Origin of the sequence: Streptomyces sp. WMMC1477 (assembly GCF_027460245.1) — a bacterium.
Lineage (GTDB): Bacteria > Actinomycetota > Actinomycetes > Streptomycetales > Streptomycetaceae > Streptomyces.
Genome location: NZ_JAPZBD010000003.1, coordinates 3,020,001 through 3,037,709, shown reverse-complemented (window position 1 = coordinate 3,037,709; position 17,709 = coordinate 3,020,001). Strand labels below are relative to the sequence as shown.

Annotated in this window: 14 protein-coding genes and 2 rRNA genes (1 of these 16 cut by a window edge); 3 read left to right on the top strand and 13 right to left on the bottom strand. The window is 70.9% G+C overall.

From position 1 onward, the window contains the following. Positions 1-31: 31 nt before the first annotated feature. From hemB to O7609_RS13960, 6 genes are all read right to left on the bottom strand, one after another. The gene (gene hemB, locus O7609_RS13985; protein WP_269736614.1) at positions 32-1,078 is read right to left on the bottom strand and encodes a porphobilinogen synthase; all 1,047 of its coding nucleotides are present in this window, start codon (positions 1,076-1,078) and stop codon (positions 32-34) included. Beyond that, entirely contained in the window at positions 1,075-2,676 is a 1,602-nt protein-coding gene (locus tag O7609_RS13980; RefSeq protein WP_269737265.1) for a uroporphyrinogen-III synthase, read from the bottom strand. Before O7609_RS13980 ends, hemB begins: the two co-directional genes overlap by 4 nt. 203 nt (positions 2,677-2,879) lie before the next feature. Beyond that, positions 2,880-3,944, bottom strand: a complete 1,065-nt coding sequence (gene hemC, locus O7609_RS13975) for a hydroxymethylbilane synthase (RefSeq protein ID WP_269736615.1) — start codon at positions 3,942-3,944, stop codon at positions 2,880-2,882. Continuing rightward, positions 3,934-5,259: a glutamyl-tRNA reductase gene (locus O7609_RS13970; RefSeq protein ID WP_269736616.1), complete on the bottom strand. Its 1,326-nt coding sequence runs from the start codon at positions 5,257-5,259 to the stop codon at positions 3,934-3,936. The genes hemC and O7609_RS13970 overlap by 11 nt, the downstream gene beginning before the upstream one ends. Beyond that, positions 5,256-6,083, bottom strand: coding sequence for a redox-sensing transcriptional repressor Rex (locus O7609_RS13965; RefSeq protein ID WP_269736617.1), 828 nt, complete (start codon positions 6,081-6,083; stop codon positions 5,256-5,258). The genes O7609_RS13970 and O7609_RS13965 overlap by 4 nt, the downstream gene beginning before the upstream one ends. A gap of 300 nt (positions 6,084-6,383) precedes the next feature. After that, positions 6,384-6,647 carry a glutaredoxin family protein gene (locus tag O7609_RS13960; protein ID WP_269736618.1) on the bottom strand — a complete coding sequence of 88 codons (264 nt, stop codon included), beginning with the start codon at positions 6,645-6,647 and terminating at the stop codon, positions 6,384-6,386. 80 nt (positions 6,648-6,727) lie between these two features. Between O7609_RS13960 and O7609_RS13955 the strand changes: the two genes are divergently transcribed. The 3 genes from O7609_RS13955 to O7609_RS13945 all read left to right on the top strand — a co-directional run bounded on the left by O7609_RS13955 (position 6,728) and on the right by O7609_RS13945 (position 10,516). Further along, positions 6,728-7,630 carry an HAD family hydrolase gene (locus O7609_RS13955; protein WP_269743648.1) on the top strand — a complete coding sequence of 301 codons (903 nt, stop codon included), beginning with the start codon at positions 6,728-6,730 and terminating at the stop codon, positions 7,628-7,630. A gap of 425 nt (positions 7,631-8,055) precedes the next feature. Continuing rightward, on the top strand, positions 8,056-8,847 hold the full coding sequence (locus O7609_RS13950; protein ID WP_269736620.1) for an ECF subfamily RNA polymerase sigma factor, BldN family: 792 nt from the start codon (positions 8,056-8,058) through the stop codon (positions 8,845-8,847). Positions 8,848-9,226: 379 nt separating this feature from the next. Beyond that, positions 9,227-10,516, top strand: coding sequence for a DUF5667 domain-containing protein (locus O7609_RS13945; RefSeq protein WP_269743647.1), 1,290 nt, complete (start codon positions 9,227-9,229; stop codon positions 10,514-10,516). A 91-nt stretch (positions 10,517-10,607) separates the two neighbouring features. Here the strand turns inward: O7609_RS13945 and O7609_RS13940 are convergent, their stop codons facing one another. The 7 genes from O7609_RS13940 to O7609_RS13910 form a co-directional block, all read right to left on the bottom strand. Beyond that, positions 10,608-11,660: a lysophospholipid acyltransferase family protein gene (locus O7609_RS13940; protein WP_269743646.1), complete on the bottom strand. Its 1,053-nt coding sequence runs from the start codon at positions 11,658-11,660 to the stop codon at positions 10,608-10,610. Further along, the gene (locus tag O7609_RS13935) at positions 11,653-12,687 is read right to left on the bottom strand and encodes an NAD-dependent epimerase/dehydratase family protein (RefSeq protein WP_269743645.1); all 1,035 of its coding nucleotides are present in this window, start codon (positions 12,685-12,687) and stop codon (positions 11,653-11,655) included. The genes O7609_RS13940 and O7609_RS13935 overlap by 8 nt, the downstream gene beginning before the upstream one ends. Positions 12,688-12,963: 276 nt before the next feature. After that, positions 12,964-13,062: a 30S ribosomal protein bS22 gene (locus O7609_RS13930; RefSeq protein ID WP_003948845.1), complete on the bottom strand. Its 99-nt coding sequence runs from the start codon at positions 13,060-13,062 to the stop codon at positions 12,964-12,966. A gap of 119 nt (positions 13,063-13,181) precedes the next feature. Then, a complete protein-coding gene (locus O7609_RS13925; RefSeq protein ID WP_191211255.1) occupies positions 13,182-13,391 on the bottom strand; it encodes a helix-turn-helix domain-containing protein in 210 nt (69 codons plus the stop codon). Positions 13,392-14,021: 630 nt separating this feature from the next. Beyond that, positions 14,022-15,194: an acetoin utilization protein AcuC gene (locus tag O7609_RS13920; RefSeq protein ID WP_269736624.1), complete on the bottom strand. Its 1,173-nt coding sequence runs from the start codon at positions 15,192-15,194 to the stop codon at positions 14,022-14,024. Between the two features lie 150 nt (positions 15,195-15,344). Next, a 5S ribosomal RNA gene (gene rrf / locus O7609_RS13915) occupies positions 15,345-15,461 on the bottom strand. Between the two features lie 72 nt (positions 15,462-15,533). Continuing rightward, positions 15,534-17,709, bottom strand: a 23S ribosomal RNA gene (locus O7609_RS13910); it runs 951 nt beyond the window's last position.

Sequence of the window (17,709 nt, the reverse complement as noted above, 5' to 3'; positions counted from 1 at the left end):
CCGCCGCGGCCGAGCCGCCTGCCCCAGCGGCTCAGCGGCCCTCGTGCAGCCAGCGGGCGGCCTCCGCGGCCCAGTACGTCAGGACGAGCGAGGCGCCCGCGCGGCGGAAGCTCGTCAGCGTCTCCAGAATGGCCCGCTCGCGCTCGATCCAGCCCTTCTCCGCAGCGGCCTCGACCATCGCGTACTCGCCGGATACCTGGTAGACGCCGACGGGCACGTTCACCTCGCGGGTGAAGTCGCGCAGGACGTCGAGGTAGGGCAGGCCGGGCTTGACCATGACCATGTCGGCGCCCTCGGCGAGGTCGAGCGCCAGCTCGCGCAGCGCCTCGCGGCCGTTCGCCGGGTCCTGCTGGTAGGTCTTGCGGTCGCCCTTGAGGGAGGAGCCGACGGCCTCGCGGAACGGTCCGAAGAACGCGGAGGCGTACTTCGCCGTGTAGGCGAACATCGCGACGTCGGTGTGCCCGGCCTCGTCCAGGGCCCGGCGCACGTACCCGATCTGGCCGTCCATCATGCCGCTCGGCCCGAGGACGTGCGCCCCGGCCTCGGCCTGGACGCGGGCCATCTCGGCGTACCGCTCCAGCGTGGCGTCGTTGTCGACGCGGCCCTCGGCGTCCAGCACGCCGCAGTGGCCGTGGTCGGTGAACTCGTCCAGGCACAGGTCGGACATGACGACGAGGTCGTCGCCGATCTCCGAGCGCACGTCGCGCAGGGCGCGCTGGAGGATGCCGTCCGGGTCGGTGCCCTGGGAGCCGACGGCGTCCTTGTGCTCGGGGACGCCGAACAGCATGAGCCCGCCGACACCCGCCGCCGCGGCCTCGACGGCCGCCTTGCGCAGGGTGTCGCGGGTGTGCTGGACGACGCCGGGCATGGAGGACACCGGCACCGGCTCGCTGATGCCCTCCCGGACGAAGGCCGGGAGGATCAGGTCGGCGGGGTGCGGGCGGTGTTCGGCGACCATGCGGCGCATGGCCGACGTGGTACGCAGCCGCCGCGGGCGCGCCGCGGGGAAGCCGCCGTAGGCGCTGCTCGCGCCGCCGTACCCACCGCTCACCCCGGACCTGTCGTTGACACTGCTCACGACCGCGTTCTCCTCCTCGTCGGCCGCTTCTCGCTCGGCCGCTTGACGGGTTCGCCCGCCTCGACGGCGGCCTTGCGGCGCCGGGTGCCGAACTCGGCGAGGGCCTCGGCCAGGCGGTGCACCGACGGCTCGGGGGCGAGCACGTCGACGCGCAGCCCGTGCTCCTCGGCCGTCTTCGCGGTGGCCGGTCCGATGCAGGCGATGACCGTCACATTGTGCGGCTTGCCGGCGATCCCGACGAGGTTGCGCACGGTGCTGGACGAGGTGAACAGGACGGCGTCGAAGCCGCCACCCTTGATCATCTCGCGGGTCTCGGCCGGCGGCGGCGAGGCGCGCACCGTCCGGTAGGCGGTGACGTCGTCCACCTCCCAGCCCAGCTCGATGAGCCCGGCGACCAGCGTCTCGGTGGCGATGTCGGCGCGCGGCAGGAAGACGCGGTCGATCGGGTCGAAGACGGGGTCGTAGGGCGGCCAGTCCTCCAGCAGCCCGGCGGCCGACTGCTCGCCCGAGGGGACGAGGTCGGGCTTGACGCCGAAGTCCACCAGCGCGGCGGCCGTCTGGTCGCCGACGGCGGCGACCTTGATGCCCGCGAAGGCGCGTGCGTCGAGGCCGTACTCCTCGAACTTCTCCCGCACCGCCCGCACCGCGTTGACCGAGGTGAACGCGATCCACTCGTACCGCCCGGTGACCAGGCCCTTGACGGCCCGCTCCATCTGCTGCGGGGTGCGCGGCGGTTCGACGGCGATCGTCGGCACCTCGGCCGGGACGGCGCCGTAGGAGCGGAGCTGGTCGGACAGGGAGGCGGCCTGCTCCTTGGTGCGCGGCACCAAAACGTTCCAGCCGAACAGGGGCTTGGACTCGAACCAGGCGAGCTGGTCGCGCTGCGCGGGGGCGCTGCGCTCCCCGACGACGGCTATCACCGGCTGACCGGCCTCGGCGGCGGGCAGCACCTTGGCCTGCTTGAGCGTCTGCTGGAGGGTGCCCAGCGTCGCGCTCCAGGTGCGCTGGCGCGTCGTCGTCCCGGCGACGGTGACGGTGAGCGGGGTGTCGGGCTTGCGCCCGGCGGTCACCAGCTCGGCCGCGGCGGCCGTCACCGAGTCGAGCACGGTGGAGATGACGACGGTGGCGTCGGAGGCCCCCACCTCCGTCCAGCAGCGGGCGTCGGCGGAGCGGGCGTCGATGAAGCGGACGTCCGTGCCGTGCTCGTCGCGCAGCGGCACTCCCGCGTAGGCGGGCACGCCCACGGCCGTCGCGATGCCGGGCACCACCTCGAAGGTGATGCCCGCCTCGGCGCAGCCGAGCATCTCGCGTGCGGCGTCGGCGTCCAGCCCGGGGTCGCCGAGCACCGCACGGACCACCCGCTTGCCGGAGCGCGCGGCCGCCATGACAAGATCTGCTGCGACGGCAGATGTGGCGGAAGTCTCGGTCGAGTCGTCTGCCGCCGCCTGTCCGGGCATGTCCACGCCTGCCCGGGCGTGGGGCCGCACGACGTCGTGCACCTGGGGGTCGGCGACGAGCACGTCGGCGTTGGCCAGGGCCTCGACGGCGCGGAGCGTGAGCAGCCCCGGGTCGCCGGGACCGGCGCCGAGGAAGGTCACGTGGCCGTCGGCGCCGTAGAGGTGCCGGTTGGGCGCCGGTGCCGCGGAGACCGGCGCGGTGGCGCCGCGCGCGGTCTTGCCACCGCTACCGGTGGGCGCTGCCGCCGCGGCTGGCGCGGCGTCGGCTTTCGGCGTGCTCGCGTCCGTCCTGCCGCGGGACGTGCGGGTCCCTGCCTTGGTCGCGTTCTGGGCGGTGGTGGGGCTCAATGTGCGCGCTCCCCCATCAGACCGGCCGCACCCTTGGCAAGCATCGCGTCGGCGAGATCCCGGCCCAGGCGTTCGGCCCAGGCCCTCTGCTCGTCGGCGGACGCCGGTACGTGACCGGTGGTGGACAGCTGCACCAGCGTCGAGCCGTCGACAGTGCCGACGACGCCACGCAGGCGCATTTCGGTGACAGACTTCCCGTCGTCCCGGGGATCGGCCAGAGCGCCCACGGGCGCACTGCAACCGGCCTCCAGGGCGGCGAGCAGGGTTCGCTCGGCGGTCACGGCGGCCCGGGTGTGCGGGTCGTCGAGGCCGGCGAGCTGGGCGGCGAGTCGTGCGTCGTTCGCGACGCACTCCACAGCCAGTGCGCCCTGCCCGGGGGCGGGCAGGACGGCGTCGGTGTCGAGCAGCTCGGTCGCCTCGTCCAGGCTGCCGAGGCGGGTCAGGCCCGCGGCCGCGAGGACGACGGCGTCGAGCTCCCCGGAGCGGACGAATCCGATCCGGGTGCCGACGTTCCCCCGAACGGGCACCGTCTCGATCCGGTGGCCCAGCGTACGGGCCCAGGCGTTCAGCTGCGACATCCGTCGCGGCGACCCCGTGCCGACGCGGACGGGGCGGGCGTCCGTGCCCTGGGCGGCGAGCCGCTCGAAGGTGAGGCCGTCGCGGGCGACGAGCGCGTCGCGCGGGTCCACGCGCGGCGGCACGGCGGCGATGGTCAGCCCCTCGGGCTGCGCGGTGGGCAGGTCCTTGAGCGAGTGGACGGCGAGATCGATCTCCCCGGCCAGCAGCGCGTCCCGCAGGGCGGAGACGAACACCCCGGTGCCGCCGATCTGCGCCAGCTGCTCGCGGGAGACGTCACCGTAGGTCGTGATCTCCACCAGCTCGACCTCGCGGCCCGTCAGCCGGGTGATCTCCCGCGCGACCTGGCCGGACTGCGCCATGGCGAGAGCGCTGCGCCGGGTGCCCAGCCGCAGCGGGCGCTCCCCGGCCCGTCCGCGCGTCGGTGGGGTGTCCGGTGGAGTGTTCGGTGAGGTGCTCTGCGGAGCGTTCCGTTCAGTGTGCATCGCCGCTCCTGTTCGGCTTGCTGACAGCGGCGACCGTCTGGGGGTCGAGGTCGAAGAGCTCCCGCAGGGCGTCGGCGTAGGAGGCGCCGCCCGGCTCGCCGGCGAGCTGCTTGACGCGCACGGTGGGCGCGTGCAGCAGCTTGTCGACGACGCGGCGCACGGTCTGGGTGATCTCCGCGCGCTCCCGCTCGTCCAGGCCCGGCAGGCGGCCTTCGAGGCGGGCCATCTCGCCGGCGACGAGGTCGGAGGCCATGGTGCGCAGGGCGATGACGGTGGGCGTGATGGTGGCGGCCCGCTGGGCGGCGCCGAAGGCGGCCACCTCGTCGGCGACGATGCGGCGCACCGCGTCCACGTCGGCGGCCATCGGCGCGTCGGCGGCGGCCTCGGCCAGCGACTCGATGTCCACCAGCCGGGTGCCCTCGACGCGGTGCACGGCGGCGTCGACGTCCCGGGGCATGGCCAGGTCGAGCAGGGCCAGCGGCGCCTTCCGGCCGGCGACCGCCGCGGCCACGACGCCCTGCGGCAGCACGAGGCCGGTGGCGCCGGTGCAGGAGACGGCGATGTCGGCCGCGGCCAGCTCAGCGGGCACGTCGGCCATGGCGACGGACCGGCCGCCCAGCGAGTCCGCGAGCCGCCCGGCACGCTCCAACGTCCTGTTGGCGATCACCAGTTCGGCCACACCGGCCCGGGCGAGGGTGGTGGCCGCCAGGGCGGACATCGAACCGGCGCCGATCACCAGCGCGCGCTTGTCCTTCGCCCAGCGCTCGACGTCCAGGCCCTCGCTCTCGGCGGTGGCGAGCTGCTCCAGGCCGAAGGTGACGAGCGACTGGCCGGCCTTGTCGATCCCGGTCTCGCTGTGCGCCCGCTTGCCGACGCGCAGCGCCTGCTGGAACAGGTCGTTGAGCAGCTTGCCGGCGCTGTGCACCTCCTGGGCGAGCGCGAGCGCGTCCTTGATCTGCCCCAGGACCTGGCCCTCGCCGACGACCATCGAGTCCAGGCCGCAGGCCACCGAGAACAGGTGGTGGACGGCCCGGTCCTCGTAGTGGACGTACAGGTAGGGGGTCAGCTCCTCCAGCGCGACCGCGCTGTGCCGCGCGAGCAGCGTGGACAGCTCGGCGACGCCGGCGTGGAACTTGTCCACGTCCGCGTACAGCTCGATGCGGTTGCAGGTGGACAGCACGGCCGCCTCGGTGGCGGGCTCGGCGCCCACGACGTCCGCGAGCAGCGGGCCGCGCGCCTCGGGCGCGAGGGCCGCGCGCTCCAGCACGCTGACGGGTGCGCTGCGGTGGCTCAGACCGACGACGAGCAGGCTCATGCCGGCATCACGGCGGGGACATCCCCGTCCGGCCCTGCTTCGGTGTCGGTACCCTTGCCCGCCCCGCCGCCGGCGTGCGCGGCGCTCCGGCGCGTCACGGAGACGGCGGGGGGCGCGGCCGGGGCGGCGGTGTCCTGCCCGGCGGCCTCCCCGGCCTCCAGCTCTCCGGACTTGCGCTGCTCGTGGAACGCGAGGATCTGGAGCTCTATCGAGAGGTCCACCTTGCGCACGTCCACGCCCTCCGGCACGGACAGCACGGTGGGCGCGAAGTTCAGGATGGACGTCACCCCGGCGGCCACCAGGCGGTCGCACACCTGCTGGGCGGCGCCCGCGGGGGTGGCGATCACGCCGATGGAGACGCCGTTGTCCTCGATGATCCGCTCCAGGCGGTCGGTGTGTTCGACCCCGATCCCGGCCACGACCTTGCCCGTCATCGCGGGGTCGGCGTCGATGAGCGAGGCGACGCGGAAGCCGCGGGAGGCGAAGCCGCCGTAGTTCGCCAGGGCGGCGCCGAGGTTACCGATACCGACGATGACGACGGGCCAGTCCTGGGTGAGCCCCAGCTCACGGGAGATCTGGTAGACGAGGTACTCGACGTCGTAGCCGACGCCGCGGGTGCCGTAGGAGCCCAGGTAGGAGAAGTCCTTGCGGAGCTTGGCCGAGTTCACCCCGGCCGCGGCGGCCAGCTCTTCCGACGAGACCGTGGGCACCGAGCGCTCGGAGAGCGCCGTGAGGGCCCGCAGGTACAGCGGAAGTCGGGCGACGGTAGCCTCGGGAATCCCTCGGCTCCGGGTCGCCGGTCGGTGGTTTCGGCCAGTTGCCACGGTGCTCCTGCCGTTTGCTCCTAGGGGCGCCGCCCAACGTCGGCTGGGTGCGGCACCCCCGCGTCAGCTGGGGGCGGGAGCGGTCCCGCCTGCCAGGGCCCGCCCCGGTACCGCTCCGTCTCCCACAGGCTATGCCTTTGTGAAAGCGTGCACAAAGATAGTGTCCGATTTGTCCGTGCGAAGTGATCGGCGCCACACGCGCCAATCCGGACACCAGGGCACACACCTCCCCGATTTCCGGCCCGCGAGGGGAACCGATCCGGCGCCCGCCCCGACCGGGCACCCGCACCCCGCCATCGCTCAGCCCACCAAGGCCCTGCGCAGCCGCACCGGATCGACACGCCAGAAGTCGTGCTGCGCGCCGTCGACCAGGACGACGGGGATCTGCTCCCAGTACCGGCGGTACAGCTCGGCGTCCTGCTCGATGTCCTTCTCCTCGACGGCCGCCCCGGTCTCGGCGCACACGGCGGCGACGATCTCCCGGGCGTCGTCACACAGATGACAGCCGGGCTTGCCGATGAGGGTCACGGTGCGGCCCGCGGCGGGCGCTTCTGGGGTCTCCATGGGAACCATTGTCCCGCCGGACGGGACCGGGACATCCGGCCGTAACCGGAGCGCGAACGTCCGATGGCTATGCTCGCCCCATGGGTGCACTGGCATGGCTCACCCCCCGTAAGCGAACCGCCACCGAGGCGAGCGTCCTCGCCGGCGAGGCGTCCGCCGAGGCCGCGCGCAAGTCCGGACCCGCGGAAGCGGAGTTCCCCGTGGCCGGGGACGTCCGCGCCGCGGCGTTCTTCGACCTCGACAACACCGTCATGCAGGGCGCCGCCCTCTTCCACTTCGGCCGCGGCCTCTACAAGCGCCGCTTCTTCGAGACGCGGGAGCTGGCGCGCTTCGCCTGGCAGCAGACGTACTTCCGCCTCGCGGGCACCGAGAACCCCGAGCACATGGCCGAGGTGCGGGCCAGCGCGCTGTCCATCGTCAAGGGCCATCGGGTCGCGGAGCTCATGGCCATCGGCGAGGAGATCTACGACGAGTACATGGCCGGCCGCATCTGGCCCGGCACCCGAGCCCTGGCCCAGGCGCACCTGGACGCGGGCCAGAAGGTCTGGCTCGTGACCGCCGCCCCGGTGGAGACGGCCACGATCATCGCCCAGCGGCTCGGCCTGACCGGCGCCCTCGGCACCGTGGCCGAGTCGGTCGGCGGCGTCTACACCGGACGTCTGGTCGGCGAGCCGCTGCACGGCCCGGCCAAGGCGGAGGCGGTCCGCGCGCTCGCCGCGGCCGAGGAGCTCGATCTCGCCCGCTGCGCCGCCTACAGCGACTCGGTCAACGACATCCCGATGCTCTCGCTCGTCGGCTACCCGTACGCGATCAACCCGGACAGCCGCCTGCGCGAGCACGCGCGGGACAACGGCTGGCGGCTGCGGGACTACCGGACGGGGCGGAAGGCGGCCCGCGTGGGCCTGCCCGCGGCGGCCGGAGTCGGCGCAGTCGCGGGCGGCGCGGCGGCGGCCGTCGCACTCCGACGCCGGCTCTCACCCTGACCACGGCGGCCGGCCCGCCACGGTGCGCACCGGCACCGTGCCCCGGCACCGCGCACCGGCGTCCGGCCGCGTGACCACGCGGCTCGCCGCATCGTCCGACCTGCTCCGCCGCACAGATTCCGGCGGGGCATCAGGCCATTCTTCCCAGCGCGGGGCAGGGTAGTCCACCACGGGTCGCACATACTCAACTCGGCCCGAAACAGACCGAACTTGATATCAGAACGATCAAAGGACGCCGCACGTTCGATTTGTGATCGAGCATCAATGCGTAATTGAACAAACCGAATCGGTGATTTGAGCAACTAGGCGTAGCACGGCCAGCACTAAGGGTTATTCTCCTCAGACGTAATCCGGTGCCAAACGTCCCACCATCGGACGGTCGGTCCCGCACTGCACGTGATGGAAGCTCTGCCTCTGGGAGTCCCGTGTACCCACACGTCGGGGTTGACGCCTCGGGCCTGGCCAGGCTGCGCGATACGGTCGCCGACCGGCTGCGCTCGCTCGTCCCCACCGCCTACGCCGTCCCGGCCCTCGCCGGGGCCGTCCCCGCCCACCCCGCCTACGCGCTCGCCGACGGGGCCACCGGCGCCGTCTCCGCCAGTGCGCTCGGCAGACGAAGCCGCGCCGGAGCCGCCGGCACCTCGACCGCCCGCCGCCCGGTGGACAGCGACAGCCGTCGCATGATGGACCTGGTCGAACGGGCCCAGGACGGCGAGGCCGAGGCCTTCGGCATGCTCTACGACCAGTACGCGGACACCGTCTACCGCTACATCTACTACCGGGTGGGCGGCCGGGCCACCGCCGAGGACCTGACCAGTGAGACCTTCCTGCGCGCCCTGCGCCGGATCGGCACGTTCACCTGGCAGGGCCGCGACTTCGGCGCCTGGCTGGTGACGATCGCGCGCAACCTGGTGGCCGACCACTTCAAGTCCAGCCGCTTCCGGCTGGAGGTGACGACGGGCGAGATGCTCGACGCCAACGAGGTCGAGCGCAGCCCCGAGGAGTCGGTCCTGGAGCGGCTGTCCAACGACACCCTGCTCGACGCCGTCCGCCGGCTCAACCCACAGCAGCAGGAGTGCGTGACCCTGCGCTTCCTGCACGGGCTCTCGGTCGCGGAGACGGCGCGGATCATGGGCAAGAACGAAGGAGCGATCAAAACCCTCCAGTACCGGGCCGTGCGCACCCTGGCCCGGCTGCTCCCGGACGACGCCCGCTGAACGCCCCCGGCCCCGTCCGCCCGGCCCCGTCCCCGCCCGGGCCCCCGCCCACGCTCGCGGTTCCCGGCTCCGGGGCCCGGGCTCACGGCTCCCGGCTCCGGGGGCCGGGGGCCGGAGCCTCGGGCCCCGGGCCCGGGCGGGGCGACCGGGCTCCGACATCTCACTCCAGGCAACGATCGATGACCCCTGCGTCAGCTTCTTCATCACATCATCGCCCCTCCGTAACCCGGACGCACTGCCGCTCGTTGGGGGGTGTGCAGACTCCCCGTGGTCCCGATTCGTCCACCCGGTCTCACTCTTTCGGGTGTAATGAAACGGGCCGCGCAACCACCCGAACGGTCCTGGGAGTCAACCGTGCTGACGTAAGGAGGTGCCGCCCGTGATCGGCTCCGTGTCCACGAACCGGCGGGCCAACGCCTTCGCCCAGGCGCTCGACGAGCGGGCCGGGTCGACGGCGGACGATGCCGAGGCCGCCCCGCGGGGCGTGGCGGCCACCCCGAACTCCGGGCAACCGGCTTCCGACGCGCCCGCCGCGTCGCCCGCCGCGGCCCGGGGCGGGCCCGCGGAAGAGGCCGAGCAGCGGGCCATGCTGGCACTCGCCGAGGGGCTCTCCTCCCTCCCCGCCCCCGAGCTGGACCCAGAGGTCAAGGCCGTCCAGCGCGCCCAGCTCGTCGCCGCGATGGAGAACCAGTTCGCCGGCGGGGGCGCCCACGTCCCCGAGCAGCGTGGCCGCTCTGGCAAGGGAGCCCACCGCGCCCCGGCCCTGAGCCGCTTCAAGCCGCGGAGCCGGCTCGGCAAGGGCCTCGCGGCGGGCGGGCTGACGGTCGGCGTCGCGGCCGGGGCGTTCACCGGCGTCGCCGGCGCCAGCACGAACGCCCTGCCCGGCGACACGCTCTACGGCCTCAAGCGCGGCATGGAGGACCTCAAGCTCGACATGGCGGGGAACGACTCCGACCGCGGCGTCCTCTACCTCGACCACGCCTCCACCCGCCTCAACGAGGCCCGTCGGCTCATGGAGCGCGGGCGCGCGGGCGCGCTCGACCACGAGTCGCTCGGCGAGGTCCGCAACGCGCTCGACGCCATGCGGAGTAACGCCTCCGAGGGGCACCGGCTGCTCAGCGGCGTCTACGAACGCGACGGCGACCTCGCGCCGATGCGCTCCCTCTCCGCGTTCGCCCAGTCCCACCGCGACACGTGGGTGCAGCTCCGCGACCGGCTGCCCGTCCAGCTCCAGGGCGTCGGCGACGAGGTCAACTCGGTGTTCGACGCCATAAACGAGGACGTCGAACCGCTGCGGGACGAGCTGCTGCCCCCCGCCGGGGACGGAGCGAACCGGGATTCGGCACCCGGTTCGGAGGAGGGCACGGTCGAGAACTACCGCACGGAGCCCTCGGATCCCTCCTCCGGAGCGGGCACACCCGGCCAGGGCGGCGAGAGCTCACCGGACTCCGAGCGCGAGCCCAGCCCCACCGAGTCCGGCGAGGGCGGCGAGACGCCGGAGGACGGGCTCATCGGCGGCGACCCCGGCCTGCTCGACCCGCTCCCCACCGACCCGGAAGACCCCCTGACGGGCGGCGTGGATCCGCTCCCCGGGCCGGACGTCACCATCCCGCCCCTCCTCCCGGGCGGGCTCCCCGGCCTCGGCGTGGACGTCGAGGACATGCCGTAGCCGCATGCCGTGGCCGGGCCGGCCCGCGTCGACGCGTCGCGACCGGGCGCGCCGAGGCGGGCCGCCGCTGGGGCCCGCCTCGGGGCAGCCCTCAGAAGAACACCGACCGGCGCCGGACCAGGAGTTGGTACAGCGTGCGCTGGATGGTCTCGCGCACCTGGTCGGTGAGGTCGAACATCAGCATCGGGTCGTCCGCGGCCCCGGGCGCGTACCCGTCCGTCGGGATCGGCTCACCGAACTCGATCGTCCACTTCGTCGGCAGCGGCACCGCGCCCAGTGGCCCGAGCCAGGGGAACGCCGGAGTGAGCGGGAAGTACGGCAGGCCCAACACCCGGGCCAGCGTCTTCGCGTTGCCGATCATCGGGTAGATCTCCTCCGCGCCGACGATGGAACACGGCACGATCGGCACGCCCCCCCGCAGCGCCGTCGAGACGAATCCGCCCCGCCCGAAACGCTGAAGCTTGTAGCGGTCGGCGAAGGGCTTTCCGACACCCTTGTACCCCTCCGGCATCACCCCCACCAGATCGCCGCCCGCGAGCAGCCGCCCGGCGTCCTCGGCGCACGCCAGCGTGTGGCCCGCCTTCCGGGCCAGCTCCCCCACCACCGGCAGCGTGAACACCAGGTCGGCGGCGAGCAGGCGCAGATGACGGCCGGCCGGGTGATGGTCGTGCACGGCCACCTGGAGCATGAGCCCGTCCCAGGGCAGCGTCCCGGAATGGTTGGCGACGACCAGGGCGCCGCCCTCCGCCGGCAGGTTCCCGACGCCGCGCACCTCCACCCGGAAGTACTTCTCGTACACCGGGCGCATCAGCGACATCAACACCTGTCCGGTGAGCTCGGCGTCGTAGCCGAACGCGTCGACGGCGTACTCCCCAGTGAGCCGCCGCCGGAGGAATGAGAGCCCCGCGGCGGCCCGGCGGTCCCAGCCCGCCCCGAGCAGGCGGTCGAGCCAGGGATCCTCGTCCCCCGGGCCGGCCGGCCGGCCCGGGCCCGGCTCCCTCGGCGAACCGTCCACCGGCTCCGGGGCGGACGCCGGCTCCGCGGCGGACGGCCGCTCCTCGGGCGGCGTCGACGGGTGCGGGACGCCTCGTGCGCGCCGCCGGGCCCGGTCGTCGTCGAAGGGGATGACCTTGGCGTCAGGCACGGCGGACCGCCTCCTCGAACCGGTCGACCGCGCCGGCGACGGCCCGCGGGGGCAACAGCCCCGGCCCGTGCCGCCCGGCGAAGTCGGCGAGAGCCTCGGCGGTGGTGTACTCCGGCGAGAAACCCAACGTCTCCCGCATCAGCGCCGTACTCACCACCCGCCCGTGGGTGAGCAGCCGGACGTACTCCGGCGAGAAGTCGGCGATCCCGACGGTGCGCAGGGCCGTGCCCGCCCAGCTCAGCGCGGGCCGGACGAGCGGCAGCACGGGACGGCCCAGCCGCCGCGCGCACTGGGAGAGCAGCAGCACACCGTCACCGGCGACGTTGAACGTCCCCGCCGCGAGCGAGCCGCGACGCGCCTCCCCGGCCGCGAGCTCCAGCGCCGCCAGAGCGTCGTCCTCGTGGACGAACTGCAGCCGCGGATCGTAGCCGAGGACGGTGGGCAGCACCGGAAGCGTGAGGTAGCCCGCGAGCGCCTCGTCGGCGGTGGGCCCGAGGATGTCGGCGAACCGCAGCACCGTGACGGCGACGTCGGGACGTCGTCGGGCGAAACCGCGCACGTACTCCTCGACCTCGACCGTGTCCTCGGCGAAGCCCCCACCGGGCACGCTGCCCGACACCGTCGTCTCCCGGCACACGGCCGGATCGCGTGGCGCACCGCCGTAGACGTGGGTGCTGGACCGCACCACCAGCCGCCGCACACTCGGTGCCTTCTGACAGGCACCGAGCAACTGCATCGTGCCGATGACGTTGGTCTCCTTGACCGTGGCACGGCTGCGGCGGTGCGGTGCCGTGCCACCGCCGACGTCGAGGTGGACGACGGTGTTCACGCCCCGTCGCGCGATCAGCGCGCCGACCGCCGGATGCCGGATGTCCGTCTCGACGAACTCGGCGTCCCCGATCGGGTGCCGGGGTGTCACGGTGTCCACGGCCAAAACCGCGTCGACGCCCTCGGCACGCTGGAGTCGGCGGATCAGCCGCCCGCTCAGCCGTCGAGCGGCTCCGGTGACGAGAACGACCTGGCCCACGTGCCCTCCTGACAGCCGTTGCATCCCCGCGGTCACCGTATCGGGTCGACGTTTCGCGTCCGTGACGGAACCTGCGCGCGGTGCCATGCGCCGCGTGGAGCCCGCCGCGTCCAGGGCGGCGACCCCAGAATGGCGGCCCCAGGGCGGCGAGCCCAGGGCGGCGAGCCCGGATCACCGACCGGACCGCGACCGGAAACGCCGCGGCCCTCCCGTCGCCGATTCGCGCGGGAGGGCCAAGGCGGGCCGGTCCTCAGGACCTGCGTGTGAGGCGTTCGCTCACTTCTTGTTGCGACGCTGAACGCGCGTGCGCTTGAGCAGTTTGCGGTGCTTCTTCTTCGCCATCCGCTTGCGCCGCTTCTTGATAACAGAGCCCACGACTACCCTCGCTCACTTGATCACTCGGTGCGGGGCGTCCGAGCCCACACGACCTACGGGGCCCCAGCCTACCCGGCACCGAGTGATGGTCGTAATCCGAGGGCTTTCGAGAACCTGCCTCAGGCGCTTTCCACCCCCACATACGACTGTTGGAGGTATTCGTGGACGGCGTTCTCCGGGACCCGGAACGAACGGCCGACCCGGATAGCCGGCAGATGACCGCTGTGCACCAAGCGGTACACGGTCATCTTGGACACGCGCATCACCGCGGCTACTTCCGCCACGGTCAGAAAGTTGACCTCGCTGAGAGGCTTCTCACCAGCAGCCATGTCACACCTGAACCTTTCGCACATGTCGGGCACCGGCTTCCCCTCCGATGCACCTGCTCGCATGCGCGCTCCTCCCCAGATTAGGGGCGGGTGATGCAAGTGGGGAAGAGGAGTAGCGATCGGCCTCCTACTGTGACAGACAGGCGCGTTTGAGTACATAGCGCGTGCGCGGCCGGTAGCGGGCGGGCGGCACAGCGTCATCGCCGGTCACGTCCCCGCGGCACGCGGCCCGCTACGGACGCGGCGGCCGCGCTCCCGTCGCCCGTACCCCGCGTGAACACCCCGCCGACCTGCGCGGCAGCCCCGCAGCCAGTCGGGCGTCCACGCCTCGGAGTGTGATTCCACGGGACCGGAGAGCCCGCGCCCCCGGAGCCCGGAGCACCGGGGGCGCGGGGCCGCACGCCGGGCGCACCAGGGGCGCACTGGGGCGCATTGATCACTGCACGTGCGACTCCTCTTACGTAGGACAACGTGCGCGCGTGTACTCCGAAACGTGTCTCCAAGTCGATACATCGCCTTGCGGCATCCCCCTGGACAGGAGGAGCGGCAGGCTGCCTGAGCCGACGTCAGAACCCCACGCGTCGTCACCACGGCCGGGCAGCGCCCGCGTCACGACGGCACCGTGGACGGCTACGGCAGGAGACCGTGGGAAGGGAAGACCGCGCGACGTGCGGCCAGCACCGCCTGGTCCAACGCGTCCGCCGGGTCGTAGCCCGACTCCGCCCAGTCACGCCACACCGGATCGCGCCCGTCCGTCATCCGGCGCGGAGCCTGCACCCTCGTCGCCGCGTACACCTGGTGCCGCCACTCCTCCGGCACCACCGTGTCCGGCGGGATCGGCGCGCCGGCGGCGATGGCCACCAGGTGCGTCCACGTGCGCGGCACCACGTCCACGACCGCGTACCCCCCGCCGCCCAGCGCGAGCCACCGCCCGTCCGCATACTGGTGCGCCCACTCGTGCAGTGCCGACGCCGCGGCCCGCTGCGCGTCGACCGTCACCGCCAGATGCGCCAGCGGATCCTCCAGGTGTGTGTCGGCGCCGTGCTGGGTGACCAGCACGGTCGGTCGGAAGGCCGCCAGCAGCTCGGGAACGACGGCGTGCAGGGCCCGCAGCCAGCCGCCGTCCGCCGTCCCGGGCGGCAACGCCACGTTGACCGCCGTCCCCTCGGCCCCCGGACCGCCCGACTCCTCGGCCCGGCCCGTGCCCGGGAACAGCGTCCGGGGGTGCTCGTGCAGGGAGACGGTCAGCACCCGGGGGTCGTCCCAGAACACCCTCTCCACGCCGTCACCGTGGTGGACGTCGATGTCCACGTAGGCCACCCGCTCAGCCCCCAGCTCCAGCAGCCGCGCGATGGCGAGGGCGGCGTCGTTGTAGATGCAGAAACCGGAGGCCGTACCGGGCATCGCATGATGCAGACCACCCGCGAAGTTGACGGCGTGCTGCACCTCACCGCGCCACACGGCCTCGGCGCCGGCGATGGACTGCCCCGCGATCAGCGCGGAAGCCTCGTGCATCCCGGCGAAGGCCGGGTCGTCCTCGGTGCCGAGACCGTAGGAACCGTCGGCCCTGCCGGGCTCGGCCGACACCCGGCGGACGGCGTCGATGTAGTCCTGGCGGTGGACCAGTCCCAGCGTGGACGCCCCGGCCGGGCTGGCCGCCCGCACCTCGCTCTTCGCGTCGAGCCCGAAAGCCTCGACGAGCCGCATCGTCAGGGCCAGCCGAACCGGGTCCATGGGATGCCCCGAGCCGAAGTCGTAGCCGGTCACCGCTTCGTCCCACATCACGCGCGCTGTTCCCGTCATACGGCACACGGTATCGACAGCGGGTACAACAAAACAGCACTGTGGTCCACAGCACAGGCACGTGCCGTGTTGCTGGGTGCACAGGACCCGGAACACAAAAAAGCCCGGGGTCCTGGACGATAAATCCAGAACCCCGGGCTCTCACAATTTGTTCGGCGGCGTCCTACTCTCCCACACGCTCCCGCATGCAGTACCATCGGCGCTGAAAGGCTTAGCTTCCGGGTTCGGAATGTGACCGGGCGTTCCCCTAACGCTATAACCACCGAAACACCATGAAACAAACAAACCGGCCAACACACGGTTGTTGTCTCAGAACCTACACAGTGGACGCAAGCAACTATGGACAAGCCCTCGGCCTATTAGTACCGGTCAACTCCACCCATCACTGGGCTTCCATATCCGGCCTATCAACCCGGTCGTCTACCGGGAGCCTTACCCTCTCAAAGGAGGAGGGAGCCCTCATCTCGAAGCAGGCTTCCCGCTTAGATGCTTTCAGCGGTTATCCTTTCCGAACGTAGCCAACCAGCCATGCCCTTGGCAGAACAACTGGCACACCAGAGGTCCGTCCGTCCCGGTCCTCTCGTACTAGGGACAGCCCTTCTCAAGACTCCTACGCGCACAGCGGATAGGGACCGAACTGTCTCACGACGTTCTAAACCCAGCTCGCGTACCGCTTTAATGGGCGAACAGCCCAACCCTTGGGACCGACTCCAGCCCCAGGATGCGACGAGCCGACATCGAGGTGCCAAACCATCCCGTCGATATGGACTCTTGGGGAAGATCAGCCTGTTATCCCCGGGGTACCTTTTATCCGTTGAGCGACGGCGCTTCCACAAGCCACCGCCGGATCACTAGTCCCGACTTTCGTCCCTGCTCGACCCGTCAGTCTCACAGTCAAGCTCCCTTGTGCACTTACACTCACCACCTGATGACCAACCAGGCTGAGGGAACCTTTGGGCGCCTCCGTTACTCTTTAGGAGGCAACCGCCCCAGTTAAACTACCCACCAGACACTGTCCCTGATCCGGATCACGGACCCAGGTTAGACATCCAGCACGACCAGAGTGGTATTTCAACAACGACTCCACCACCACTAGCGTGATGACTTCACAGTCTCCCACCTATCCTACACAAGCCGAACCGAACACCAATATCAAGCTATAGTAAAGGTCCCGGGGTCTTTCCGTCCTGCTGCGCGAAACGAGCATCTTTACTCGTACTGCAATTTCACCGGGCCTATGGTTGAGACAGTCAAGAAGTCGTTACGCCATTCGTGCAGGTCGGAACTTACCCGACAAGGAATTTCGCTACCTTAGGATGGTTATAGTTACCACCGCCGTTTACTGGCGCTTAAGTTCTCAGCTTCGCCACGCCGAAACGCAGCTAACCGGTCCCCTTAACGTTCCAGCACCGGGCAGGCGTCAGTCCGTATACATCGCCTTACGGCTTCGCACGGACCTGTGTTTTTAGTAAACAGTCGCTTCTCGCTGGTCTCTGCGGCCACCCCCAGCTCACCCAGCACGTGGGATCACCAGAAGAGGCCCCCCTTCTCCCGAAGTTACGGGGGCATTTTGCCGAGTTCCTTAACCATAGTTCACCCGAACGCCTCGGTATTCTCTACCAGACCACCTGAGTCGGTTTAGGGTACGGGCCGCCATGAAACTCGCTAGAGGCTTTTCTCGACAGCATAGGATCATCCACTTCACCACAACGGCTCGGCATCAGGTCTCACCCACATAACGAGAGACGGATTTACCTACCTCTCGGGCTACACCCTTACCCCGGGACAACCACCGCCCGGGATGGACTACCTTCCTGCGTCACCCCATCACTCACCTACTACCCCCTCGGGTCAGCGGCTCCACCACACCCACCACACTCAAAGAGTCCAGCAGGGGGCTTCACGGCCTTAGCATCAGAAGATTCAGTGTTGGACGCTCCACAGCGGGTACCGGAATATCAACCGGTTATCCATCGACTACGCCTGTCGGCCTCGCCTTAGGCCCCGACTTACCCTGGGCAGATCAGCTTGACCCAGGAACCCTTAGTCAATCGGCGCAAGAGTTTCCCACTCTTGTATCGCTACTCATGCCTGCATTCTCACTCGTGAACCATCCACAACTACCTTACGGTGCTGCTTCACCCGGCACACGACGCTCCCCTACCCACCCACACACCCGTTAAGGCTACTATGTGAGTGACACGACTTCGGCGGTGTACTTGAGCCCCGCTACATTATCGGCGCGGAATCACTTGACCAGTGAGCTATTACGCACTCTTTCAAGGATGGCTGCTTCTAAGCCAACCTCCTGGTTGTCTCTGCGACTCCACATCCTTTCCCACTTAGCACACGCTTAGGGGCCTTAGTCGATGCTCTGGGCTGTTTCCCTCTCGACCATGGAGCTTATCCCCCACAGTCTCACTGCCGCGCTCTCACTTACCGGCATTCGGAGTTTGGCTAAGGTCAGTAACCCGGTAAGGCCCATCGCCTATCCAGTGCTCTACCTCCGGCAAGA